General features: G+C 56.9%; 18 protein-coding genes and 2 pseudogenes. 18 read left to right on the top strand and 2 right to left on the bottom strand.

Features of this window, described 5'->3' with window-relative positions:
- Positions 1–465: 465 nt before the first annotated feature.
- Positions 466–703: pseudogene (locus IM271_RS19415) on the top strand (Arm DNA-binding domain-containing protein); the annotation flags it as partial.
- Between the two features lie 214 nt (positions 704–917).
- Here the strand turns inward: IM271_RS19415 and IM271_RS19410 are convergent.
- Positions 918–1,835, bottom strand: coding sequence for a LysR family transcriptional regulator (locus tag IM271_RS19410; protein ID WP_047955833.1), 918 nt, complete (start codon positions 1,833–1,835; stop codon positions 918–920).
- Positions 1,836–1,981: 146 nt separating this feature from the next.
- Here IM271_RS19410 and IM271_RS19405 point away from each other — a divergent pair, with 146 nt between their 5' ends.
- The 10 genes and pseudogenes from IM271_RS19405 (at position 1,982) to IM271_RS19360 (ending at position 11,387) form a co-directional block, all read left to right on the top strand.
- On the top strand, positions 1,982–2,749 hold the full coding sequence (locus IM271_RS19405; RefSeq protein WP_200900453.1) for a 5-oxoprolinase subunit PxpA: 768 nt from the start codon (positions 1,982–1,984) through the stop codon (positions 2,747–2,749).
- A gap of 29 nt (positions 2,750–2,778) precedes the next feature.
- Positions 2,779–3,030, top strand: coding sequence for an acetyl-CoA carboxylase (locus IM271_RS19400; RefSeq protein WP_047063028.1), 252 nt, complete (start codon positions 2,779–2,781; stop codon positions 3,028–3,030).
- A gap of 16 nt (positions 3,031–3,046) precedes the next feature.
- A pseudogene (locus IM271_RS19395) lies at positions 3,047–4,443 on the top strand (acetyl-CoA carboxylase biotin carboxylase subunit).
- Positions 4,433–5,323, top strand: coding sequence for an allophanate hydrolase subunit 1 (locus IM271_RS19390; RefSeq protein ID WP_047063026.1), 891 nt, complete (start codon positions 4,433–4,435; stop codon positions 5,321–5,323). The pseudogene IM271_RS19395 and the gene IM271_RS19390 overlap by 11 nt, the downstream one beginning before the upstream one ends.
- Positions 5,304–6,131, top strand: coding sequence for a biotin-dependent carboxyltransferase family protein (locus IM271_RS19385; RefSeq protein WP_223812790.1), 828 nt, complete (start codon positions 5,304–5,306; stop codon positions 6,129–6,131). Before IM271_RS19390 ends, IM271_RS19385 begins: the two co-directional genes overlap by 20 nt.
- Before the next feature lie 111 nt (positions 6,132–6,242).
- Positions 6,243–6,917: a TetR/AcrR family transcriptional regulator gene (locus tag IM271_RS19380; RefSeq protein ID WP_047063024.1), complete on the top strand. Its 675-nt coding sequence runs from the start codon at positions 6,243–6,245 to the stop codon at positions 6,915–6,917.
- Positions 6,918–6,969: 52 nt separating this feature from the next.
- Complete coding sequence (locus IM271_RS19375) at positions 6,970–8,214, top strand: S9 family peptidase (protein WP_080346974.1); 1,245 nt, start codon at positions 6,970–6,972, stop codon at positions 8,212–8,214.
- A gap of 54 nt (positions 8,215–8,268) precedes the next feature.
- Positions 8,269–9,138 (top strand): aldo/keto reductase, encoded by an 870-nt coding sequence (locus tag IM271_RS19370; protein ID WP_047063023.1) that lies wholly within the window; start codon positions 8,269–8,271, stop codon positions 9,136–9,138.
- A complete protein-coding gene (locus IM271_RS19365; RefSeq protein ID WP_223812791.1) occupies positions 9,083–10,432 on the top strand; it encodes an alpha/beta fold hydrolase in 1,350 nt (449 codons plus the stop codon). Before IM271_RS19370 ends, IM271_RS19365 begins: the two co-directional genes overlap by 56 nt.
- A gap of 25 nt (positions 10,433–10,457) precedes the next feature.
- Positions 10,458–11,387, top strand: coding sequence for an NADP-dependent oxidoreductase (locus IM271_RS19360; RefSeq protein WP_047063021.1), 930 nt, complete (start codon positions 10,458–10,460; stop codon positions 11,385–11,387).
- Between the two features lie 371 nt (positions 11,388–11,758).
- Here IM271_RS19360 and IM271_RS19355 read toward each other — a convergent pair whose 3' ends face one another.
- A complete protein-coding gene (locus IM271_RS19355) occupies positions 11,759–12,409 on the bottom strand; it encodes a TetR/AcrR family transcriptional regulator (protein ID WP_052768068.1) in 651 nt (216 codons plus the stop codon).
- 129 nt (positions 12,410–12,538) lie between these two features.
- Between IM271_RS19355 and IM271_RS19350 the strand changes: the two genes are divergently transcribed.
- The 7 genes from IM271_RS19350 to IM271_RS19320 are packed head-to-tail and all read left to right on the top strand — an operon-like array spanning position 12,539 to position 20,219.
- Positions 12,539–13,906 carry an efflux transporter outer membrane subunit gene (locus IM271_RS19350; protein WP_047063020.1) on the top strand — a complete coding sequence of 456 codons (1,368 nt, stop codon included), beginning with the start codon at positions 12,539–12,541 and terminating at the stop codon, positions 13,904–13,906.
- Positions 13,907–13,920: 14 nt separating this feature from the next.
- On the top strand, positions 13,921–15,081 hold the full coding sequence (locus tag IM271_RS19345; protein ID WP_047063019.1) for an HlyD family efflux transporter periplasmic adaptor subunit: 1,161 nt from the start codon (positions 13,921–13,923) through the stop codon (positions 15,079–15,081).
- A 20-nt stretch (positions 15,082–15,101) separates the two neighbouring features.
- Positions 15,102–16,649 (top strand): DHA2 family efflux MFS transporter permease subunit, encoded by a 1,548-nt coding sequence (locus IM271_RS19340; protein WP_072208238.1) that lies wholly within the window; start codon positions 15,102–15,104, stop codon positions 16,647–16,649.
- A gap of 18 nt (positions 16,650–16,667) precedes the next feature.
- On the top strand, positions 16,668–17,327 hold the full coding sequence (locus IM271_RS19335; RefSeq protein WP_047955835.1) for a paraquat-inducible protein A: 660 nt from the start codon (positions 16,668–16,670) through the stop codon (positions 17,325–17,327).
- Positions 17,324–17,947: a paraquat-inducible protein A gene (locus tag IM271_RS19330; RefSeq protein ID WP_047063016.1), complete on the top strand. Its 624-nt coding sequence runs from the start codon at positions 17,324–17,326 to the stop codon at positions 17,945–17,947. The genes IM271_RS19335 and IM271_RS19330 overlap by 4 nt, the downstream gene beginning before the upstream one ends.
- The gene (locus tag IM271_RS19325) at positions 17,944–19,605 is read left to right on the top strand and encodes an intermembrane transport protein PqiB (protein WP_193053023.1); all 1,662 of its coding nucleotides are present in this window, start codon (positions 17,944–17,946) and stop codon (positions 19,603–19,605) included. Before IM271_RS19330 ends, IM271_RS19325 begins: the two co-directional genes overlap by 4 nt.
- The gene (locus tag IM271_RS19320) at positions 19,602–20,219 is read left to right on the top strand and encodes a membrane integrity-associated transporter subunit PqiC (RefSeq protein WP_047063014.1); all 618 of its coding nucleotides are present in this window, start codon (positions 19,602–19,604) and stop codon (positions 20,217–20,219) included. The genes IM271_RS19325 and IM271_RS19320 overlap by 4 nt, the downstream gene beginning before the upstream one ends.
- The last annotated feature ends 78 nt before the right edge of the window (positions 20,220–20,297 follow it).

Below are 20,297 nucleotides of genomic sequence, written 5' to 3'. Positions count from 1 at the left end.
CAAATAGGCTCTCCTGAAAAAGTTTTAATTTATGCAGAAGATCTAAGCATAGAATAAAAAACTTACTGATATAGGATCTGCAGATAAAAATCACCTGCAGATCTTAGAATCCAAACGAGGTAGGTTCAGGCCGTACAACAACCCAAGTTTCATAAATTAAATAGCGATAACCAAATGTACAAAAATGATCACCAGCTTCGATTGGTGGTCATTCTGGTGGTCTTGACAAAAAGGAAATTCAGGATTAGCTTAATTATTAGCCAGTTACTGGCAAAGGCGATCCCAGTCAGAGAGTCAAATTCTTGTTTTCATGTCGCTTTGCGAATCCCTGTACGATTTTGATTCAATAAGTTAGCGTGAAAAGCCTTCCCGATTCGTATTCAGTTTACCCCCCGCATCGGGAAAAAGTGGTCGTCAAATCTGGGTCATTTCAGTTCGATTGTGGAGTGATCGCCAAATGCCCCCCTTAACGACACGAAAACCCGCAGCCTCAAACCTTCTTGTAAAGCCTCTGATTGGTCTGTAGCTGCGTGTCCATCCAGACGGTTCACGTCTTTGGTATCCCAAATACCGTATCAACGGTAAAGCATCCCGTCCTGGCTTAAGTGCTTACCCTGTTATGTCGCTGGCTGGTGCCCGACAGCAACGCGAGGGGATCCGTAAGTTACTGGCTCGGAACATTAATCCCGCTCAACAACGCATTTTCGGCCACGGAATAACTACGTTCGATTATCTGGCGGACAGCCTCTTCTTAATTCGGGAGTAAAACGCGGTGTACCCATAGATTTCTTCAGTGCTCAAACTACAGGGCAGATTTGTCTACGGCTCGGGGCGCTCCAGTCTTGTCCATTTCTCAAATGCCAAAACTTTTGGTTATTAATAGGGAAAGGTTTACTCACGTCGGGCGCAGAGAGGTGTTAACGTCGCACCATATTGATTTGCTGCGTCACGAATGCGCTGCGGAAATACTCGCGCAGCGCCGCCATCGCCGGGGTTAAGTGGGCGTCATGACGCCATGCCAGGCCGACGCTCATCGGGTGCACATGGTTCACCAGCGAACGGGTCTCAATGCGCCGCCCTTCCAGCGACCACGGGCGATAAACCAGGTCCGATAAGATAGCAATCCCCGAACCATTAGCCACCATGCTGCGCACCGCCTCGACCGAACTGGTGCGCAGGATGACGCTCGGGCTGGCTCCGGCCTCTTCCCAGTAGCGCATGGCACTGTCTGCGGCTTCATCCACCGTGAGCATAATGAAAGGTTCCCCGGCCACATCCTCCAGCGTCACGTGCGATTTTTCACATAACGGATGCCGCGATGGCAGCCACAAGCGGCGCGTAGAATTAAACAGGGTTTCGGCATAAATCGACTGATGGCGTAAATTGCCAGTCAGCACCAGTGCCATATCCAGCTTCTGGTCAACCAATCCTTGTTCAATATCCTGCCGCTCATACTCAAACAACTGGATATCAATGTGCGGGTAATCCTGCGCCAGCCGTTGCAGATGGAACGGCAGAAAATAGCCAATCACCGTGTAACTTGCCGCCAGGCGCAGCGTGCCTCGCACACCCGTGTCATTAACCGGCATACTACGCACGGCATTATCCACGGTCTGTAACACGGTATAGGCATGGTTAAGAAAATGGTTCCCGTAGTCGGTCAGCATCATGCCGTGCACCGAGCGGGTAAACAGCTTCTTGCCCAATAGCTGCTCCAGCTCCTGAATCGCCCCGGTGACCGCCGACTGAGAAATATTGAGATGCAAGGCCGCCAGCGAGATCTGCCCCATTTCGGCGGTGGCAACAAAATAACGAACCTGGCGTAATGTCAGCATCTCTGCCCCTCTTTTTATTTAAGCAAAATGTTTGCCCATGAGCGTTCTGTTTTTCTGATATCAGACTATCTAAAAATAATACTTTTCGGATACAAATAAATCTTCATATAGTGAATTGACGTCCCCAACGGAAATAAGAAATTATTATGATGAAAACGGTCGATATCAACTCCGATATAGGAGAAAGTTTTGGCTCATGGATAATTGGCGATGATGTTGATAATGAACTTATGACGATAATCAGCTCCGACAATATTGCCACCGGGTTTCACGCTGGTGATCCCAGTATTATGCGAAAAACTGTCGAGTCGGCCAGAAAAAATGGCGTAGCCATTGGCGCACATCCGGGATTTAATGATTTACAAGGATTTGGTCGCCGCCATTTATCTATTCCGATGGACGAACTGGTTAACGACATTATTTACCAACTGGGTGCATTGCGGGAATTCGCACGTTTATACTCCTTGCCATTACAGCATATTAAACCGCACGGCGCGTTATATATGCACCTGGCGCGGGATGAAACGGCAGCGCAATGTTTTGTTGCCGCCCTGCATCAACTCGACGCCGGCCTCTATCTTTACTGCATGGCGGGCTCCGCCGTCTGGCAGGCAGCGCAGCGGCTGGAGCATCCGGTAGTCACCGAGTTTTACGCCGACAGAGAGTATGACGATCAAGGGCTTATTGTCTTCACCCGCAGTACCGGACGTCTTAATGTGCAGGCGATCACCGAGAAAGTGTTAATGGCCTGTCTGGAGGGGAAAGTCAAAACCGTTACCGGCAATACCATCCCGATTCGTTTCGATTCTATTTGTATCCACAGTGATACGCCCGGCGCACTGGAAATTATCAGCTCGGTAAAAATGGCGCTCATTAATGCAGGTATAAACGTCTGCTCACCGGGTATGGTTTAATCATTCCCGCTTATCTGGAGAGAAATACGATGTCTGATATTGAAATTTTTTCGCCATTGCCAGGTATTTTTTACCGGCAACCCTCACCGGAGGCTGCACCTTTTGTTAAGGATGGCGATAAAGTCGAACCCGATACCATTATTGGTTTAATTGAAGTGATGAAGCAGTTCAGTGAAATATTCGCCGAGACTCGCGGCATAATAAGCGCCATCACCATACAAAATGGTGATGCCGTCGAACCCGGACAGGTGATCGCCATAATAAAAACCGATAACGAATAATCACTGCGGAGGATTTATGACGGGGAAAATAAAAAAATTATTGGTCGCTAACCGTGGGGAAATAGCGGTGCGTATTATTCGTGCTGCGCAAACACTGGGGATCCCAACGGTGGCGGCATGCAGCGAGGCGGACAGCGAAAGCCTTGCGGCAAAACTGGCCGATGAGGTGTGCATTATCGGCCCGGCACCTGCCGCGCGCAGTTATCTCAACATTAATGCCTTACTGGATGCCGCCGCGCAAACCGGTGCAAATGCGATCCACCCTGGCTACGGTTTTCTGTCGGAAAATGCCCAGTTCGCCGAGCGGGTTGAACAGGCCGGGTATATTTTCGTCGGCCCCGACGCGCAAACCATTCGCGTGATGGGCGATAAAGCCGCAGCCCGCCGCACAGCAGCAGAAGCCGGTGTGCCGGTCGTTCCCGGCTCCCGGGTGCTGGAAACGGTACAGGCAGCGCAAGTTCGCGCCAGCCAGATCGGTTATCCCTGCCTGATTAAAGCCGCAGCCGGTGGCGGTGGTCGTGGTATCCGCGTGGTAGAAAATGATGAGGCACTGGCGCGGGAATTCCCCGTTGCCCAGAGCGAATCGAAAGCCGCTTTTGGCTCAAGCGCAGTCTATCTCGAGCGTTTTATCGCCCGCGCCCGTCATGTTGAAGTGCAGATCCTCGGCGATGGCGAGCGGGTGATCCACCTGTTCGACCGCGAGTGCTCGTTACAGCGCCGTCGGCAGAAAATCTTTGAGGAAGCGCCCTCGCCTGCCCTGAGTCCTGCCCAGCGGGCCGCGCTCTGCGACAGCGCAGTGCAACTGGCGCGGCACCTACGCTACCGCGGGGCAGGCACGCTGGAATACCTGTTTGATGAAACGCGCGGCGAGTTCTGGTTCATTGAAATGAATACCCGTATCCAGGTGGAACACCCGGTAACCGAGATGGTAACGGGCATCGATCTGGTGCAGTGGATGTTACGCATTGCCAACGGTGAACCGCTAACGTTGGCGCAGTCGGATGTGCACCTGAGCGGCAGCGCTTGCGAAATGCGCATTAACGCCGAAGACCCCGACAAGAACTTCTTCCCTTGCCCTGGCCGGATAGACGCAGTGGTGTGGCCGGGTGGCGAAGGGATCCGTGTCGACAGCCATGTCTTCAGCGGTTACAGCGTTCCCCCGTGGTATGACTCCTTGCTGGCGAAGGTAATTGCCTGGGGCCCCGATCGCGCCGACGCGCTGGCCCGCGCCCGCCAGGCACTCGGCGGGCTTGAACTACGTGGCATCAAAACCACCGCCCCGCTGCATCAATGGCTGCTGCAAACCCGCAATTGCAGGCAGGAGAATTTACCACCACCACCCTTGAGCAGTGGCTGGCGGAGCGCGACAGTGCAGCCACGCCGCCGCTACAGGAGAGGCGCTATGGCCAATAATCCGATTCGCTACTCGTTTGGCGGAGATGAGCATCTTTTTGCCGAAATTGACCAGTCAATGTCGTTAAATGCTTTTTTCCACGGCCTGACACTGACACGGGCACTGGAGGCATGCCAGCTCCCCGGTGTGCTGGATATTTGCCTGGCGAACGCCTCTTTCCAGGTACGCTTTAACCCGGACGTGCTGGCACCGCAAACGCTGCTCGACAAGTTGCAGGCGCTGGAAGCCGATAGCGAAGCCGACGCAACGCTGGCGACACGCATTATTGAGGTGCCGGTGCTGTACAACGATCCGTGGACACACGAGACGTTAATGCGTTTTCGCGATCGCCATCAGGCACCGGAAGGCAGCGACCTCGACTATGCCGCACACATCAACGGTTATGCGGATAAAGACGACTTTATTGCCGCGCACAGCGGTACGCCGTGGTTCGTGTCGATGGTGGGTTTTGTCGCCGGATTGCCGTTTATGTACCAGATGGTCGGGCATGACAAACAGCTCCAGGTACCGAAATACCTGCGCCCGCGTACCGATACGCCCGGGTTATCCCTCGGTCATGGCGGCTGCTTCGGCTGTATCTACTCGGTGCGTGGCGCTGGCGGTTATCAGCTGTTTGGTATCACGCCAATGCCGATCTATGATCCGGCGCAACGTCTGCCGTATCTGCAAAGCGAAATGGTGTTCTTCAAAGCGGGCGACATTGTGCAGTTCCGCGCCATCGATCATCAGACTTATGACGACATCAGCGAACAGGTGAAAAAAGGCATATTTTCCCCGCGCATTCGCGATGTGACATTTGTGCTTGCAGACTTTGTCGCCGATCCGCAGGGCTATCCTCAGTTATTGAAAAGGGGGTTGTATGACCATCAATGTGATTAAGCCTGGCCTTGCCACCACGGTACAGGATGCAGGGCGTGAAGGCTATTACCACCTGGGCATTCCCCCCTCCGGCGCATTGGATCCGTATTCAATGCAGATGGCGAACCTGCTGGTGGGTAACGCAGCCGATGATGCGGTGCTGGAGATGACGCTGCTCGGCCCGGAGTTACATTTTTCCACCGATGCGCTGATCGCGGTGTGCGGCGCGGCGATGACGCCGATCGTTGACAATCAACCTGCTGCTGCGCACAGCGCGCTGTATATCCACGCCGGGCAACATCTGCGCTTTGCCCCGGCCCGCCAGGGATGCCGTGGCTATCTGGCGATTGCTGGCGGCCTTGATGTGCCGCGCGTCCTGGGAAGCGGCTCGACCTATACGCTGGGGGCGCTGGGGGGCTTTCAGGGGCGGCGACTGGCAGCGGATGATGTGTTGAACGTGCATCCAGTAAACGCAGATCGCTTCCGCCGCGAGGGGAACACTGTTCCTGAGGCATTACTGCCGGTGCTGGAGAAATCCGTCACTCTGCGACTGGTACCGGGCCTCTATATCCACCGACTGACGGATGCCGCGGTCGATACCTTCTTTGCCGACGACTGGTATGTCAGTACCGAAGCCGACCGCACGGGCTACCGTCTGAAAGGCGGGCAGCCGCTGGCGTTTAACCCACGGACGCCACCGTTTGGCGCAGGCTCTGATCCCTCCAATATTGTCGATGCCTGCTACCCCATTGGTTCCGTTCAGGCACCGGGTGGGCTTGAGCCAATTGTCCTGCTGCGCGATGCGGTGGGCATTGCATTCACTGCCTGACAGTCTGATTGCGCTCTTACTCCTTCCAAAATCTTGCGCTTTGCCATTTGAACTGCTGCTATTTGTACTGTATAGTACAGTACAAATATCTATCCAGACCGGAAGAATAAAATGGTAGCTGACGAAAGAACCTCCGCTCCTAAGCACAGAACTGCCAGAGGAGCCCAACGTGTCCGTGACCTGACTGAGGCCGCCGCCGAGTTGTTCCTTGAACGGGGCTTTGATGCAGTCGCTGTTGATGACTTGATTGCGCGTGTTGGTGGATCACGAAGCACCATTTACAGCCACTTTGGAGGAAAAGAAGGTCTTTTCAGGCATGCAATGATCGACCTCTGTACCGAGGTTGCCAGGCCGCTGGAGCAACTGAACATCGCGGACGGAGAGCCAGGCGAGGTGCTGCCAGTTCTTGGCCGGCAACTACTGAGATCTGCCCTGTCTTCACGCACCCTTGCGTTGCATCGACTTCTGGTCAATGAAGGCCGGCGCTTTCCGGACGTTGCCAGAGCTATGTGGGACGTCAGCTACGGTAAAGCCATCCAAATTCTTTCAGTCTGGATTGCCGCTCAACAGCAGCCGGGAAAAGGATTAGGCCGCGACGTCCCCGCCAAAGCGCTGGCGGAACATTTTGTCAGTCTGGTGGCCGCTAACACCAAGCTTCAGGCTGCGTCTGGACTTCGATCACCAACATTGACTGATGCTGAAATCGAGGAAATCGTTGGTCATGCTGTACAAATTTTTCTTCATGGCGCAGCGGGTGGGCAAACGGACGAAGACAGTAAGAAATGAAACATTTTTTTAACCACGTAGCAACCAGCAAGAAGAATGGAGGTAGAAATGTATGAATACTCAAAGTAGTCAGTCCGGAAAAGAGCAGGCTAATACGAATGCGGCCAATGTAAAAGTTGCCAGCCCGGAAAAAAAACACTGGGCACAACCGAGTTTCTTTAACGACAACGTGCTGCTCGATGCGCTGATCAAGCACATCCTGGGCCTGATGCCCTATGGCATGACCGACTTCGGCGAGGTCATGGACGTGGTGCACCAGCTCAGGGGCAGCGACGAAGAGACCTGGGTCAGTGCCTGGGCCGCGCTGGCGACCCGGCTGCAAGACAGGGCCGAAGATGCGGACAGAAATAACAGGTCTGTCACCGCGGCCAGTGCCTACCTTCGCGCTTCGACGTACTGGCGCTGCGCGTTGCTTTATTTCAGCGACTTCGGGGACAAGCGTATGAAGGAGTACGCAGTCGCCAGCGCATCGTGCTACGAGCGACACATCTCTCTGTCCGGCTATCCCGCCGAACGCATCGAAATCCCCTACGAAGGCAGCTTCCTTCCCGGCTATTTCTACAGATCACCTCATGCTGACGAGAAAGCCCCGCTACTCATCGTCACACCGGGCCGGGATACCTGGGCCGAGGACACCCGGTGGGTTTGCGAAGGTGCGCTTCAGCGGGGCATTCACTGCCTGACCTACGATGGCCCTGGCCAGGGGTTCGCGCTGCGTCTGAACAACCTGACCTTCCGCCCCGACTGGGAGAAGGTTGTCAGCCCGCTGATTGACTTCGCGCTGGAGAAGTTTACGGAGATAGACGCCTCCAATATCGCGCTGATGGGCCTGAGCTTCGGTGGCTATCTGGTGCCTCGCGTGGCTGCGTTCGACAAACGTATCAAGCTCTGCATCACTGATCCGGGCAACATCAGTTGGGGACGTCAAATCATCGCGCAGCTGGAGCGTTTCGCCGACCGGCCGCTGGCCGAGCTTCCTGATCAGTTACGGAATCTGGTGAGTGATTACGCCTGGAAGCATGGCGTGCCCAACTCGATCAAAGATGTAGTGCAGGCCCTCCAGCCCTATGACAACTCAGCCATCCTGGACCAGGTGACCTGTGAAACGCTGGTGCTGGATGGAACCGGCGAGGTCTTCCACGGTGCCAGGCCGTTCTTCGACGCCTTGAATTGCCCCAAGGAGTATCTGTTGTTCGATGAGTCTTCGACGGCGCAGTCGCACTGCCAGATAGGAGGCTATGCCACGGCCACCGAATTCATCTTCGACCGGATTGCAGACCGGCTTGGGCGCGGGTAAATCGCGCGTCTCGCTGAACCTTGTGGTCTTCTCAAATTTTCCCAGGAGCATGACATGGACTCATCCGCTACCCCCTCCCCTGAATTCCGTCTCGGCGGGGATCTGTCGATCAACCGGCTCGGCTTTGGCGCCATGCGCCTGCCTTGCAATGGTTTCCGCGGTCCGGCTCGCGATCCGGAGACCGGCCGCGCGGTGCTGCGCCGCGTGGTTGAACTTGGCGTCAACCTGATCGACACGGCCGATTTCTACCAAAGCTCCGATGGTGTAGTACGAGCCAATGCGCTCATTCGTGAAGCGCTGCATCCCTATCCTTCAAATTTGGTGATTGCAACCAAGGTCGGTGTTGTATTCAACCCGGATGGCAGCCACCGGCCCGCCACGGGCGGAGACATGCGTAAGCTTGTCGAGGAGAACCTGGCAAGCCTCGGCGTGAACCGCCTCGACCTGGTGTACCTGCGCATCGGTGAGATGACGGTACCGCACGGCGAGTCGCTTGCAGAGCGCTTCGGGGCGTTGGCCGCACTTCGCGAAGAAGGCCTGATTCGCCACCTCGGCATCAGCAATGTCGATATCGGGCATTTCAATGAGGCCCGCGCCATCGCTCCGGTCGTGGCCGTGCAGAACAACTTTCACTTCGCCCGGCGCGAGGATCGGAGCCTGTTGCAGACCTGCGAAGAATCCGGCATCGCCTTCTGCCCGTTTTTCCCGCTTGGCGGAGGTGTGGGCGAGATCGACGACGGGCGGCTTACCCGAGTGGCAAAGCGGCACGGTGCCACGCCTGTTCAGGCCGCGCTGGCCTGGTTACTGGCGTCCTCACCGGCCATGCTGGCAATCCCTGGCACAGGGTCGGTCAGGCATCTTGAAGAGAATGTCGCCGCTGGCGGCATCCGGCTCACTGAAGAAGATCATGCCGAACTCGCGTGAAGCGGTTTGCCGCACGATACCGGGCCACCCGAGGCACCGTTTTATACTGATCGCAGCGACCCTTGTTACAGCGGGCATATTGACCGGCTGCGCCAGCGTAAAACTGAGCGCCCCGCCCGCTGCAGCAGTGAGCTTCGAGGACTATCGACGCGAAACAATCCAACATATACAGGCTGGTCGCCATTTTCAGCTTGCCGACCACGATGCCGAACTGACGTGGAATACACCTCAGGAGTGGCGACCCGCGTCGTCGGAGAAAGGAAGTTATCCCCGCAAAGGGATCCTGCTCGTGCATGGCCTGGGCGACTCGCCGTGGTCATTCCGGGACCTTGGCCAGCCGCTGGCAATGCAAGGGTTTCTCGTGCGAACGGTGCTTCTCCCCGGACACGGAACCCGCCCCGAGGATCTGTTGCAAACCACAGCAGAGCAATGGCAGCAGGTCGTGTGGGAACAGGCCAACGCACTGCAGAAGGATGTCGAAGGACCAGTCTACCTGGGGGGCTTCTCCACGGGCGCCAATCTGGCTCTCGACTACGCTTACTCCCATCCAGAAATCGCAGGGCTGGTGCTGTTTTCGCCAGGGTTCAAGAGCATGCCATTCGACTGGCTTGCGCCACTGGCAGCCCGTATCAGGCCCTGGCTCATCACACCGGACGGCAACGTTCCGATGCAGAATGCCGTCAAATACTTCAATGTACCGGCCAACGGTTTCGCACAATTCTACCGGACCAGCGCCAACGCGCGCCGGCTATTGCGAGAGCGGGCCTATGACAGGCCGGTATTCATGGCGGTCGCCGGGCATGACTCGGTGCTGGATACTGGTTATCTGCTCGACGTTTTCCAGCGGCGCTTCACACACCCGGACAGCCGCCTGATCTGGTACGGCAAGGCACCGGACAGTCTGGTGGATATGCAACGCGTTCTAGTTCGTCCCGACAGGCTCCCCGCATGGCGCATCAGTCAGTTTTCGCACATGAGCCTGACATTTGCCCCGGCCAACCCCGTGTATGGCGAAGGCGGAATTATTCGTATCTGCCTGAATGGCTTTAGTGCAAAAGACACGCAGGCCTGCGAGCAAGGCGTACCGGTCTGGTATTCGGACTGGGGCCACCGTGAGCAGGGAAAAGTCCACGCGCGGCTGACTTTCAATCCCTATTTCAACTGGCAGAACTCGGTTATGGCGACCGTTCTGGGCAGGTCGCAGACAGCTGATGCCTCTGCCGAAAGGCCGGCGGCTGCCAGCGTCAAAGACATCGACATCAATACTCCGCCGCGCGACGCGGTGACGTTCTAAATCCCATTGTCATTACGAGGCATCCATGAAGAGAGTCCAGTTCAGCCGCTACGGCGGCCCCGAAGAAATGTCGCTTGCAGAATATTCGCTGCCAGCCCTTGAACCCCGGCGAGTCCGCGTGCGCGTAAAGGCCGCAGCAATCAACCCGCTCGACTGGAAGATTCGCCGTGGCGTCATGAAGTTCGTTACTGGCAACCGGTTTCCCCAGGGCATGGGCTCTGACTTTGCAGGCATTGTCGACGAGGTTGGCACCGCCGTGACAGACGTCCGGGTTGGCGATGAGGTGTTCGGCACGGTAGAAATCAAAAGGCAGGGTGCGTTTGCCGAGGTCGTCGATGCTGACGCGAGGCTGGTTGCCCCCAAGCCCGCCGCGCTGTCATTCAGTGAAGCTGCGTGCTTACCCATTCCATTCGCCACCGCCTGGGCGGCCATTGTGGGCGCAGCGCGTGCTGGCAGCGAGTCGCGGATATTCATTCACGGCTGCAGCGGCGCGGTCGGCAGCAGTGCTGTGCAACTGGCTCAGGCCTGTGGAGCACAGGTTTCCGGCGCCTGCGGCGAAGCCTCGCTGGCAAGCGTGGAGCTGGCCGGTGTCCGCCCGGCCTTTACCTACCCGGACAAAACGTCCTTCGCCGCTTATGGCCCGTACGACGCGGTGTTCGACACGCTCGGCACGCTCGACGTCGCCGAGGGTCTGGCGATGCTGAAGTCCGGGGGACGCTTCATCGACATTAATCCGACACCTGGCAGAATGCTGCGCGGCTTTATTTCAGGGCGCTACCGGATGGTGTTCGCAACAGGGGGATTCAGGAACCTGCGGGAGATAGCCCGACTGGCCTGTGAAGGCAAAATCCATGTATCCATTGGACTGGAAGCGCCGTTCACCGACGCGCTGACTGTCATCAGGAACGCAGAACTCGGCCGGCGGCCTGCCGGGCGGATTGTGCTGATCATGTAATCAGCGACGGACCTGTCTCAGGAACCCGGCAATGGCAGAAAACGGCCATTGCCGAACATGATATCAACTGAAACTCAGTGGCGATCATGACGGGACATGGCGACTCTGGTTAAACAAGATTGTTCATGTATAGCTATGCCACAGCAATATCGCATGGACTGAAGCAACGAAACGACTCCAGCCTAGCCCGGGCGGCAAGGTACACGGATCGCCAGTGGTGCACGAGAATACGGGTTTTACAGCGACACAGGTATCAGTGCCTCCTGCTTTGCCGTGACGAAGGAGCCGGGCAGCATGTTGCCGGTGGTGACCTGTGCTCCATCGCTCTGGATTTGGACTTTGCGATGAGAAGGTCAGACCGAGAACAATAGTTACTGTCCCCCGCCGTTGCTGACATAAGCCCGAAGGAACGCATCGACCGCTGTTGCTACAGCTTCCTTTGGCGTAAACCAGGGTTGAGCACCAAATAACAACGGTTCAATAAATCCGATTTCGAGCAAACCCTTTAGATGCGCCGCGGCAACGCGGGCGTCTACCGGACGAATCACACCATTCTCCTGCTGACGGGCAATATAGTTTGTCATATGTTCCCACGCCCGCCCGGCCCCCATCTCGTAGAGCGTGGCTCCCAGCGTAGAACTTGCGCCTTCGGCAATGGCAGCTCGCATGATGGCAAGCGTATCTGCAGAAGTCAGCAAAGCAAGCAGGGCCTCACCAAAACGCCGAAGTGCCAGTGAAACATCCGGCTCGGACAGATCAAGCAGTCCCATAATCTCATCTGCTTGTTCTTCCATCACTGCCATCATGGCAGCAGCGAATAACGCTTCCTTGGATTTGAAGTAGCCATACAGGGTGCCTTTCGATCCTCCGATCCGCGCTGAGATCATCGCCATGCTGGCGCGCGCATAACCGACATCGCGAAATACCTCGATTGCCACATCAAGGATCGCCTTACGCCGATCGTCTGTCTTTACTCTCATTCGAAACCTCACTTTTTCATACAGCACTGTACGATTTTGCATTGACACCTGCAAGAACATATATCTAAAATGACCGTACAGTATGGTTATGTAGGGCATGTTATGGGGTCATCAAATTTCCAATGGCGGACCACGGCGTCGGGAGGTGTCACCGCCTTTGTGGTTGTGCTCATGCTAAGCAGCTGTGCTCCCCTGCCACAAAAAAATGACGTGGTGCCTGCAGGACCAGAAAGCTTCGCGAGTGCTACAAGCTTTTCCGCACCCGGGAGGGCCTGGCCCTCGGATCGCTGGTGGGAAGAATTTGGCGACGCCCAGCTCAATGCACTGATCACCGAGGGGTTGAAGGGAGCGACCGATTTGCGCGTGGCTTCAGCACGTTTTGCCCGTGCCGAAGCACTGGTTCAGGAGACCCGGAGCAGGTTGCTTCCCGCCATCACAGCAAATGGTGAGGTCGGATCGACCAAGCAAAGCTACAACTATCTTTCCCCGGCAAGTGGGCTGCCCGAGGGCTGGCGTGATTATGGTCAGACAACCCTCAATCTTACCTGGGAGCTCGACTTCTGGGGCCGCAACCGGGCGGCATTAGCAGCAGCGCGTTCACAAGCCGAAGCAACAGGTGCCGAAGCTGCGGCCACTCGTCTGGCTGTGTCAGCAGGCATCGCCAGCGCCTACGGAGATCTGGCCGGAGATTACGCCGAACATGATGCCGCCGAACATGCTATTAAAGTGCGTAAGCGCACACTGGAACTGATAGAGGGTCGTAATAAGCAAGGGCTGGAAAATAAAGGTGCGGTTGAGCGCGCCCGTTCAGCACTCGCCACAGCTCAGGGCGATCTGGCTGAACAGAATGAATCCCTCTCCCTCACTCGTCACCGGATTGCAGCACTGATTGGGGCTGGCCCTGATCGCGGACTGACTATAGCGCGTCCGGGCGCGACCATTACTGGCAGCTTCGGCCTGCCAGCCAATCTACCGGCCGAATTAATCGGACGACGCCCTGACATCATTGCCGCACGGCTCCGGGCAGAAGCTGCTGCGAGCCAGATCAAGGAAGCCAGGGCGGCCTTCTATCCAAACGTCAATCTGACAGGTCTGATTGGCCTGCAGGCTCTCGGCATCGGAAATGTGTTTGAGTCAGGGTCCGATTTTGGAACAGTCGGCCCGGCCATCAGCTTGCCGATCTTCGACGGCGCGCGTTTGCGCGGACAGTACCGTGCCGCCGAAGCCGATTACCGGGTGGCCGTCGCCCAATATGACGGCGCATTAACGCAGGCGCTGCGAGATGTGGCTGATGCAGCCACAAGCACACGCGCGCTGGACCTGCGGCTTGAACACGCACAGGAAGCAGAGCGCTCTGCCAGTGCCGCATGGTTCGTTGCCAGCAATCGTTATCGCGGCGGCCTTGCGACCTATCTTGATGTGCTGGCTGCCGAAGACGCCCTCATCAGCACCCGCCGCACGGTCGCGTCTCTGAAAAGCCGCGCCCTTGTCCTCAAGATCGCCCTCATCCGTGCGCTCGGTGGCGGCTATCGCGCATAAAGGAAATCCGAGCCATGTCTGAATCCACCAATACCATTGAACAAGATGTTCCCGTTGCCAACAATACTGCTGCGGATAGCAGAGCGCAAAACGCCAGGCGAAAGCGGCTATTTCTGGCCCTGCTGGCGAGCGTCGCTACGCTCGGGGGTGGCTATTACGCATATGATCTTTTCGTCGCATCCCGCCATGCTGAAACCGACAATGCCTACGTCGGGGCTAATATCGCTCAGGTGACCCCTCTGATTGGGGGGCCTGTGCGCGAAGTCCTGGTGGATGATGCGCTGCACGTGAAACAGGGGGATGTTCTCGTTCGACTGGACGATACGGATGCCAGGATAGCGCTAAAGCGCGCCGAAGCTGAGCTGGCGTTGACTGAACGCCGCGTGCGCGGTCTTATCGCCACGGATGGCGGTCTTGACGCGCAAATAGCGGCACGGGCTGCCGACGAAGTGCGCGCCCAGGCGCAGGTCTCTTCTGCACAGGCTGATCTTGCCAGAGCGAAAATCGATCTTGACCGCCGCAACGCCCTGGCTGAGTCGGGCTCCGTCTCAGGCGAAGAGTTGACCACAGCGCGCAATGCCTACAGCACTGCGCTCGCCAGTCTGAGAGTTGCTGAAGCAGCCCGTACGCAGGCCGCGGCCAATCGTGCCACTGCCATCGGGAGCCGTGACGCCAACCGGGCACTTATAGACAAGAGTACACCTGACACCAATCCCGAGGTGCTGGCAGCACGTGCTGCACGGGAGCAGGCTCAGGTCGACCTCGAACGCACCATTCTTCGTGCACCCGTTGATGGGATCATCTCCCGTCGCCAGGTGCAGGTTGGTCAGCGTGTGCAGCCTGGCGCAATGCTGATGGTCGTGGTCCCGATCCACGCCAGCTATGTGGACGCCAACTTCAAGGAGGGTCAACTCAGGAAGGTTAAGCCAGGCCAGTCGGTTAAGCTCACCTCAGACCTCTACGGTAATAGCGTTAAGTATGACGGCAAAGTCGTCGGTTTCTCCGGCGGTACCGGCTCGGCCTTTTCTGTAGTGCCGGCGCAAAACGCAACCGGCAACTGGATCAAGGTCGTCCAGCGCCTGCCAGTAAGGATTGCACTCGATCCCCAACAGCTTGCAGAGCATCCTCTTCGTGTCGGTCTGTCTATGACCGCCGATATCGACGTCTCCAACTGATTGTGAGGAACCAGACGATAATGGTTGATTCCATCTCTCAGCATGAAAATCCAGCCGCCCGGTCATTAAGGGGCGGGAAACTCATCCTCGCCGCTATCCTGATCGGGCTGGGCAATTTTTTGGTCGTGCTGGATACCACTATCGCCAACGTCTCGATCCCCCATATCGCCGGCGGGTTAGGGGTCTCGTCCAGCCAGGCAAGCTGGGTTATCACCTCCTACGCAGTGGCCGAAGCGATCACTGTGCCGCTTACCGGGTGGCTCATGCGCCGCTTCGGTGGTTATCGTGTGTTCATTACCTCTTATCTGGCCTTCGGCGTGCTCTCGCTAGTGTGTGGCCTGTCGGGCACGCTTGGCATGCTCGTCGCCGGGCGCATATTCCTGGGTTTGGCCGGTGGCACGATCATTCCCCTTTCGCAGACCCTTCTGCTGCGTATCTTCCCACCTGAGAAGGCGACAATCGCGACAATCATATGGGCGATGACAACCACAGTCGCACCGATCGCCGGTCCCATTCTTGGCGGCACGATCTCCGATAACGTCGGGTGGGAGTGGATATTCTTCATCAATGTGCCAATTGCTGCCGCCGGTGGCCTAGGACTTCTGTACCTGATGCGAGGCCAGCAGGAAACGGTCACCCGGTCTCCGATTGATGTAGTGGGTCTTGGCCTGCTTATTGTGTGGGTCGGTGCGCTCCAAATCATGCTTGATGAAGGCCGCAACCATGACTGGTTCGCTGCAACAGAAATCCGCGTGCTTGCAGTGATTGCAGTAATCGGCTTTGTCGCCTTCCTGATGTGGGAACTGACCGAAAAGAATCCCATCGTTAATCTGCACGTGTTTCGCCATCGCGGCTTCGTTGCGGCTTCCATTACCTACTCGGTTGCGTTTGGTGCGTTCTTCGCCAGTATTGTTCTGATCCCGCTCTGGCTGCAGCAGAACATGGGCTACACCGCCACGTGGGCAGGATATGCCACCGGGATCATGGGGATTCTCGCAGTAATTAGTTCCCCCATCATCGGTCAGGTAGCGGCAAGGCTCGATCCACGGCTGATTGTATCGGTCGGATTGCTGGGACTTGGTGGCATATCTGCGTGGCGGGTGGGATTCACGCCGGATATTACCTTCATTCAGATGGCCTGGCCGATGCTGCTGACGGGCCCATTCCTGATGATGTTTTTCATCCCTGTAACCGGTCTGTGTATGGCGAGCGTCACAACAGCAGAACAGGCCGACGCGGCCGGGATCTCAAATTTCATGCGAACGCTCGCCGGCGCGTTTGCGACTTCAATAGTTCAGACCGGGTGGGCCAACGCGACACGTGAGAACCAGACTGAACTGGCAAGCGCGATGACTCAGGGACAAACCACCCTCGACAGCATGATGGCCAGTGGAATGTCGAGAGAGGTTGCCACATCTACGCTGAGCAGCATCGTTGAGGGCCAGAGCGTCATGCTCGCAACACTCAACATGTTCGCTGCGATTGCTTTCTGCTTCGCCTTCGCCGCCGCATTAATCTGGTTCTCTCCAAAACCAAAGGGACCCATCGACATGAGCGGCGGTCACTAAACAACAGGGCATAAAACCATGGCAAAGAAACTGAGTCTCTCCGCTAAACTCATCGTGTTTCCAGACCTCGTTGTCTGCGAGCACTGCGACAGGGTGTACCGGCGCATCGCGCTGGCCCCGGGCGAGGTTGCACGCTGCGAGCAATGTACTGCCATCCTCTATCGCGCCAACCGTCTGGATGTCGATCGTTGGCTGGCGCTGACCGTCGCCGCAGCAATCGTGTTCGTGATCGCCAACGTCTGCCCGGTCGTTCGCATCAGTATGCAGGGGTTGCACAACGAGACCACGCTCTGGCAGTCGACGGCGGCGCTCGCCTACGGACCTGGCGCTCCCATTGCAGTACCAACTGCAATATCAATCATCGTGGCACCACTTCTACAGATCACTCTGCTGGCCTGGGTGCTGGCTTTTGCCCGCACTGGTCGGCGTGCGCCAGGCTTCGCGCAGGCGATGCGGATGCTGGTCGCGTTGCGCCCCTGGAGCATGATTGAGGTCGGTCTGCTCGGCATTCTGGTGGCGGTCATCAAACTGTCAAGTTTCCTCCAGGTAGCACCCGGACCGGGGATCTGGGCCACGGCCGTGTTAGTGCTGCTGATTACGCTGATCGCGAGCCGCGATATCCACTGGCTGTGGGAGCTGACCGAATACAACCAGCAACGGCAGGCGGGCCGCACATGAATCTGCCTCCCCGCGCGTGCCACCTGGGTGTCATCGGCTGCCATATCTGTAGACTCGTTTGCCAGGACAAGCTCGACGAAACGAAGCACGTACACTGCCCTCGCTGCGGCGCATCACTGCATCGTCGGCGCCCCGACAGCATTGTGCGGGCCTGGGCCTTGTTGATCGCTGGCTTGATTTTCTACATTCCGGCCAACGTGCTGCCGGTTATGTATACCAGCCTACTCGGCAGTGGCAGCGGTAGCACCATCATGAACGGCGCTATCGAGTTCTGGAAATCCGGGTCTTATGGCATCGCTCTGGTGATTTTCATTGCCAGCGTGGCAGTTCCCTGCACCAAGTTTCTTGTCCTCACACTGCTGCTGATAACTTCACAACGACGCAGTAACTGGGCGAGACGCGAGCGAGCCAGACTCTACCGGCTCGTTGAGGTGATCGGCTACTGGTCAATGCTCGACGTACTGGTGGTGGCTGTAGTTGCCGCGCTGGTCAAGTTCCAGGGCCTGAGTGATATCGAGCCACGAGTTGGCATCTTCTTCTTTGGCGTGGTGGTGATCCTTACCATGCTCTCAGCTATGACCTTCGACCCCCGTCTGATATGGGATGATAAACCGGAATGAATAACGAACCCGAACATATCCACCAGCCCGGCAATCCTGCAGTGGCCCGCCGTCGCTGGCGTATTTCCCTGGTATGGCTGGTACCAGCCATCGCTGCACTGGTCGGGCTGTCAATGCTGGCGCATACCTGGCTGTCAGCTGGTCCTGAAATCACTATAGCTTTCCGTACAGCGGCAGGACTGGAGGCAGGCAAAACACCGGTCAAGTACAAGGACGTGACCGTGGGCACAGTAACGACAATCACACTCAGCGACGACGGCTCGCACGTTGCCGCCACGGTCTCGTTGGCCAGGAGCGCGGAAAGTCTGACCCGCAGCGACACGCGGTTCTGGGTCGTGCGCCCGCGTATTGGCACCGGCGGTATATCAGGCATCGACACACTTCTCTCCGGCGCCTATATTGCGGCGGATGCTGGATCGGAACATGCATCCAGCAAAGTCTTTACTGGCCTTGAAACGCCGCCAACGGTTATTGGTGGTATGCCCGGAAAGTCATTTGTCCTGCATACCGAAGATCTGGGGTCGCTGGATGTTGGCTCGCCGGTCTACTTCCGGCGTATCCAGGTGGGCCGGGTAGCCTCCTACAAGCTTGATGATGATGGTAATCACGTCAGCCTGCAGGTCTTCATCGACAAACCCTACGACAGCTTTGTCACTACCGATACCCGATTCTGGAATGCCAGTGGGATGGATGTTTCGCTGGGTGCTGACGGACTCAAGCTCAAAACGCAATCCGTGGCCACAATTGTGGCGGGAGGAATTGCTTTCGCCGCCTCTGCACGCGGCAAAGATCACACGCAAAAGGCACCTGAAAATACCCAGTTCAGTCTTGCACCGGATCAAGCCAGCGCCATGGCTGAACCCGACGGGCCGGAGCAGTTCGTCCAGCTACGCTTCGACCAGGCACTACGCGGTTTATCTGTAGGTGCTCCGGTTCAATTCTCGGGGATGGATCTGGGCAGGGTGGTATCAATAAACCTCGACTACGATCCAAGTACGCTCCGATTCCCCACAACCGTTGGCATCGTGGTGTATCCACAACGTCTTGGGCGTCTGTTGGATAAATTGCCTGGTACAAATACAGAGCAACAAGCCGCTCAATTTCTGAGAGAACTGGTCGAACATGGCCTGCGCGCGCAGGCGAGATCAGGAAATCTGCTGACCGGACAGCTCTATGTTTCGCTGGAATTTGTTCCGGATGCACCGAAAAGAACCATAGACATATCGGCACGCCCACTAAGCGTTCCCACAATCAACGGCAGTTTCGATCAGTTGCAGGGGCAGGTGGCCAGCATCGTCGGCAAGATAGAGAAGATGCCCCTCGACTCAATCGGGCGAAACCTCGACAGCACATTAGCAGAACTTGACAAGACCCTTAAGCAAGTCAACAGCCAGACGTTACCGCAAACCACGCAGACCCTGCTGCAGGCCCGGCAGGCCTTTGGTGCGGCACAAGGTGTGCTGGCCGAAGATGCGCCATTACAGCAAAACCTGGGCCAGACGCTACAGGAAGTTCAGCGGGTATCTCGCTCACTACGGGTGCTGACAGACATGCTTGGCCGGCATCCTGAATCACTGTTGCGCGGACGCCCGGAATCTCCCTCGCCTCCTGCCACAGGAAAAGACAACACAGTAAGTCAACAGGAATCGCATCAATGAAAAGTTACCGTTTTTCTGGGCTTCTCGTGCCGGTCTTCTTTCTGAATGCCTGCGCGTCTCCGCCAGTACATTACTACTCACTTCTCGCACCGTCCGGGGAAACAATAACGACGAAGCCACCGGCCCCCTTCATGGTTGATGTATTGCCGGTCGGTATCCCGTCACAGAACGATCAGTCACAACTGGTCGTACGACAGGGCGCCGCTGGTGCCGTTGTCCTTGATAACGAGCGCTGGACTGGCCCGCTGGATGACGAAATTCGTAGTGCCTTATCGTCAGTACTGACGCATGAGTTGGCCACCCAGGATGTGGCCGGGCTGCCACAGACCTCTGCCAGGCCTGTACTCAGAATCAAACTCCAGTTGCGTCGGTTTGATGCCTGGCCCGGACAACGGGTTCAGCTTGATGCCGACTGGAGTTTGGGATTCGCGAATGAGGCGGGAAAGCCACGGCTGGTCTGCCGGGGCTATCTGGATGAGCCCGCGCCAGGAGGCTATCCGGAAATGGTTCAGGCCCAACAACGACTGGTCGCTGCGTTAGCCAGGAGGATAGCGACAGATGCACGAGCCTGGGCACATTCTCGTCAGGCAGCTTGCGTGGACCCACAGGAGTAACCCCGGGAGTATTGCGCGTCCTGCCCGTGATCGACGGAGGATGTGATCGGGAGTCCGACGATAGTAGATTGATAGACA

The sequence above is a fragment of the Enterobacter cloacae complex sp. I3 genome (assembly GCF_014896175.1).
In the GTDB taxonomy this organism is placed as follows: Bacteria; Pseudomonadota; Gammaproteobacteria; order Enterobacterales; family Enterobacteriaceae; genus Enterobacter; species Enterobacter bugandensis.
The sequence above is the reverse complement of the archived record's forward strand: the minus strand, read 5'-3'. Positions and strand labels throughout refer to the sequence as shown.

Excerpts from the sequence above, each read along its gene's own strand:
- IM271_RS19405 (WP_200900453.1), top strand. The coding sequence starts at position 1,982 with ATGATGAAAACGGTCGATATCAACTCCGATATAGGAGAAAGTTTTGGC.
- IM271_RS19365 (WP_223812791.1), top strand. The coding sequence starts at position 9,083 with ATGTCGCCGCTGGCGGCATCCGGCTCACTGAAGAAGATCATGCCGAAC.
- IM271_RS19345 (WP_047063019.1), top strand. The coding sequence starts at position 13,921 with ATGTCTGAATCCACCAATACCATTGAACAAGATGTTCCCGTTGCCAAC.
- IM271_RS19340 (WP_072208238.1), top strand. The coding sequence starts at position 15,102 with ATGGTTGATTCCATCTCTCAGCATGAAAATCCAGCCGCCCGGTCATTA.
- IM271_RS19325 (WP_193053023.1), top strand. The coding sequence starts at position 17,944 with ATGAATAACGAACCCGAACATATCCACCAGCCCGGCAATCCTGCAGTG.
- IM271_RS19330 (WP_047063016.1), top strand. The coding sequence starts at position 17,324 with ATGAATCTGCCTCCCCGCGCGTGCCACCTGGGTGTCATCGGCTGCCAT.
- IM271_RS19380 (WP_047063024.1), top strand. The coding sequence starts at position 6,243 with ATGGTAGCTGACGAAAGAACCTCCGCTCCTAAGCACAGAACTGCCAGA.
- IM271_RS19385 (WP_223812790.1), top strand. The coding sequence starts at position 5,304 with ATGACCATCAATGTGATTAAGCCTGGCCTTGCCACCACGGTACAGGAT.
- IM271_RS19360 (WP_047063021.1), top strand. The coding sequence starts at position 10,458 with ATGAAGAGAGTCCAGTTCAGCCGCTACGGCGGCCCCGAAGAAATGTCG.
- IM271_RS19335 (WP_047955835.1), top strand. The coding sequence starts at position 16,668 with ATGGCAAAGAAACTGAGTCTCTCCGCTAAACTCATCGTGTTTCCAGAC.
- IM271_RS19390 (WP_047063026.1), top strand. The coding sequence starts at position 4,433 with ATGGCCAATAATCCGATTCGCTACTCGTTTGGCGGAGATGAGCATCTT.
- IM271_RS19410 (WP_047955833.1), bottom strand. The coding sequence starts at position 1,835 with ATGCTGACATTACGCCAGGTTCGTTATTTTGTTGCCACCGCCGAAATG.
- IM271_RS19320 (WP_047063014.1), top strand. The coding sequence starts at position 19,602 with ATGAAAAGTTACCGTTTTTCTGGGCTTCTCGTGCCGGTCTTCTTTCTG.
- IM271_RS19355 (WP_052768068.1), bottom strand. The coding sequence starts at position 12,409 with ATGCAAAATCGTACAGTGCTGTATGAAAAAGTGAGGTTTCGAATGAGA.
- IM271_RS19370 (WP_047063023.1), top strand. The coding sequence starts at position 8,269 with ATGGACTCATCCGCTACCCCCTCCCCTGAATTCCGTCTCGGCGGGGAT.
- IM271_RS19375 (WP_080346974.1), top strand. The coding sequence starts at position 6,970 with ATGAATACTCAAAGTAGTCAGTCCGGAAAAGAGCAGGCTAATACGAAT.
- IM271_RS19400 (WP_047063028.1), top strand. The coding sequence starts at position 2,779 with ATGTCTGATATTGAAATTTTTTCGCCATTGCCAGGTATTTTTTACCGG.
- IM271_RS19350 (WP_047063020.1), top strand. The coding sequence starts at position 12,539 with ATGCTAAGCAGCTGTGCTCCCCTGCCACAAAAAAATGACGTGGTGCCT.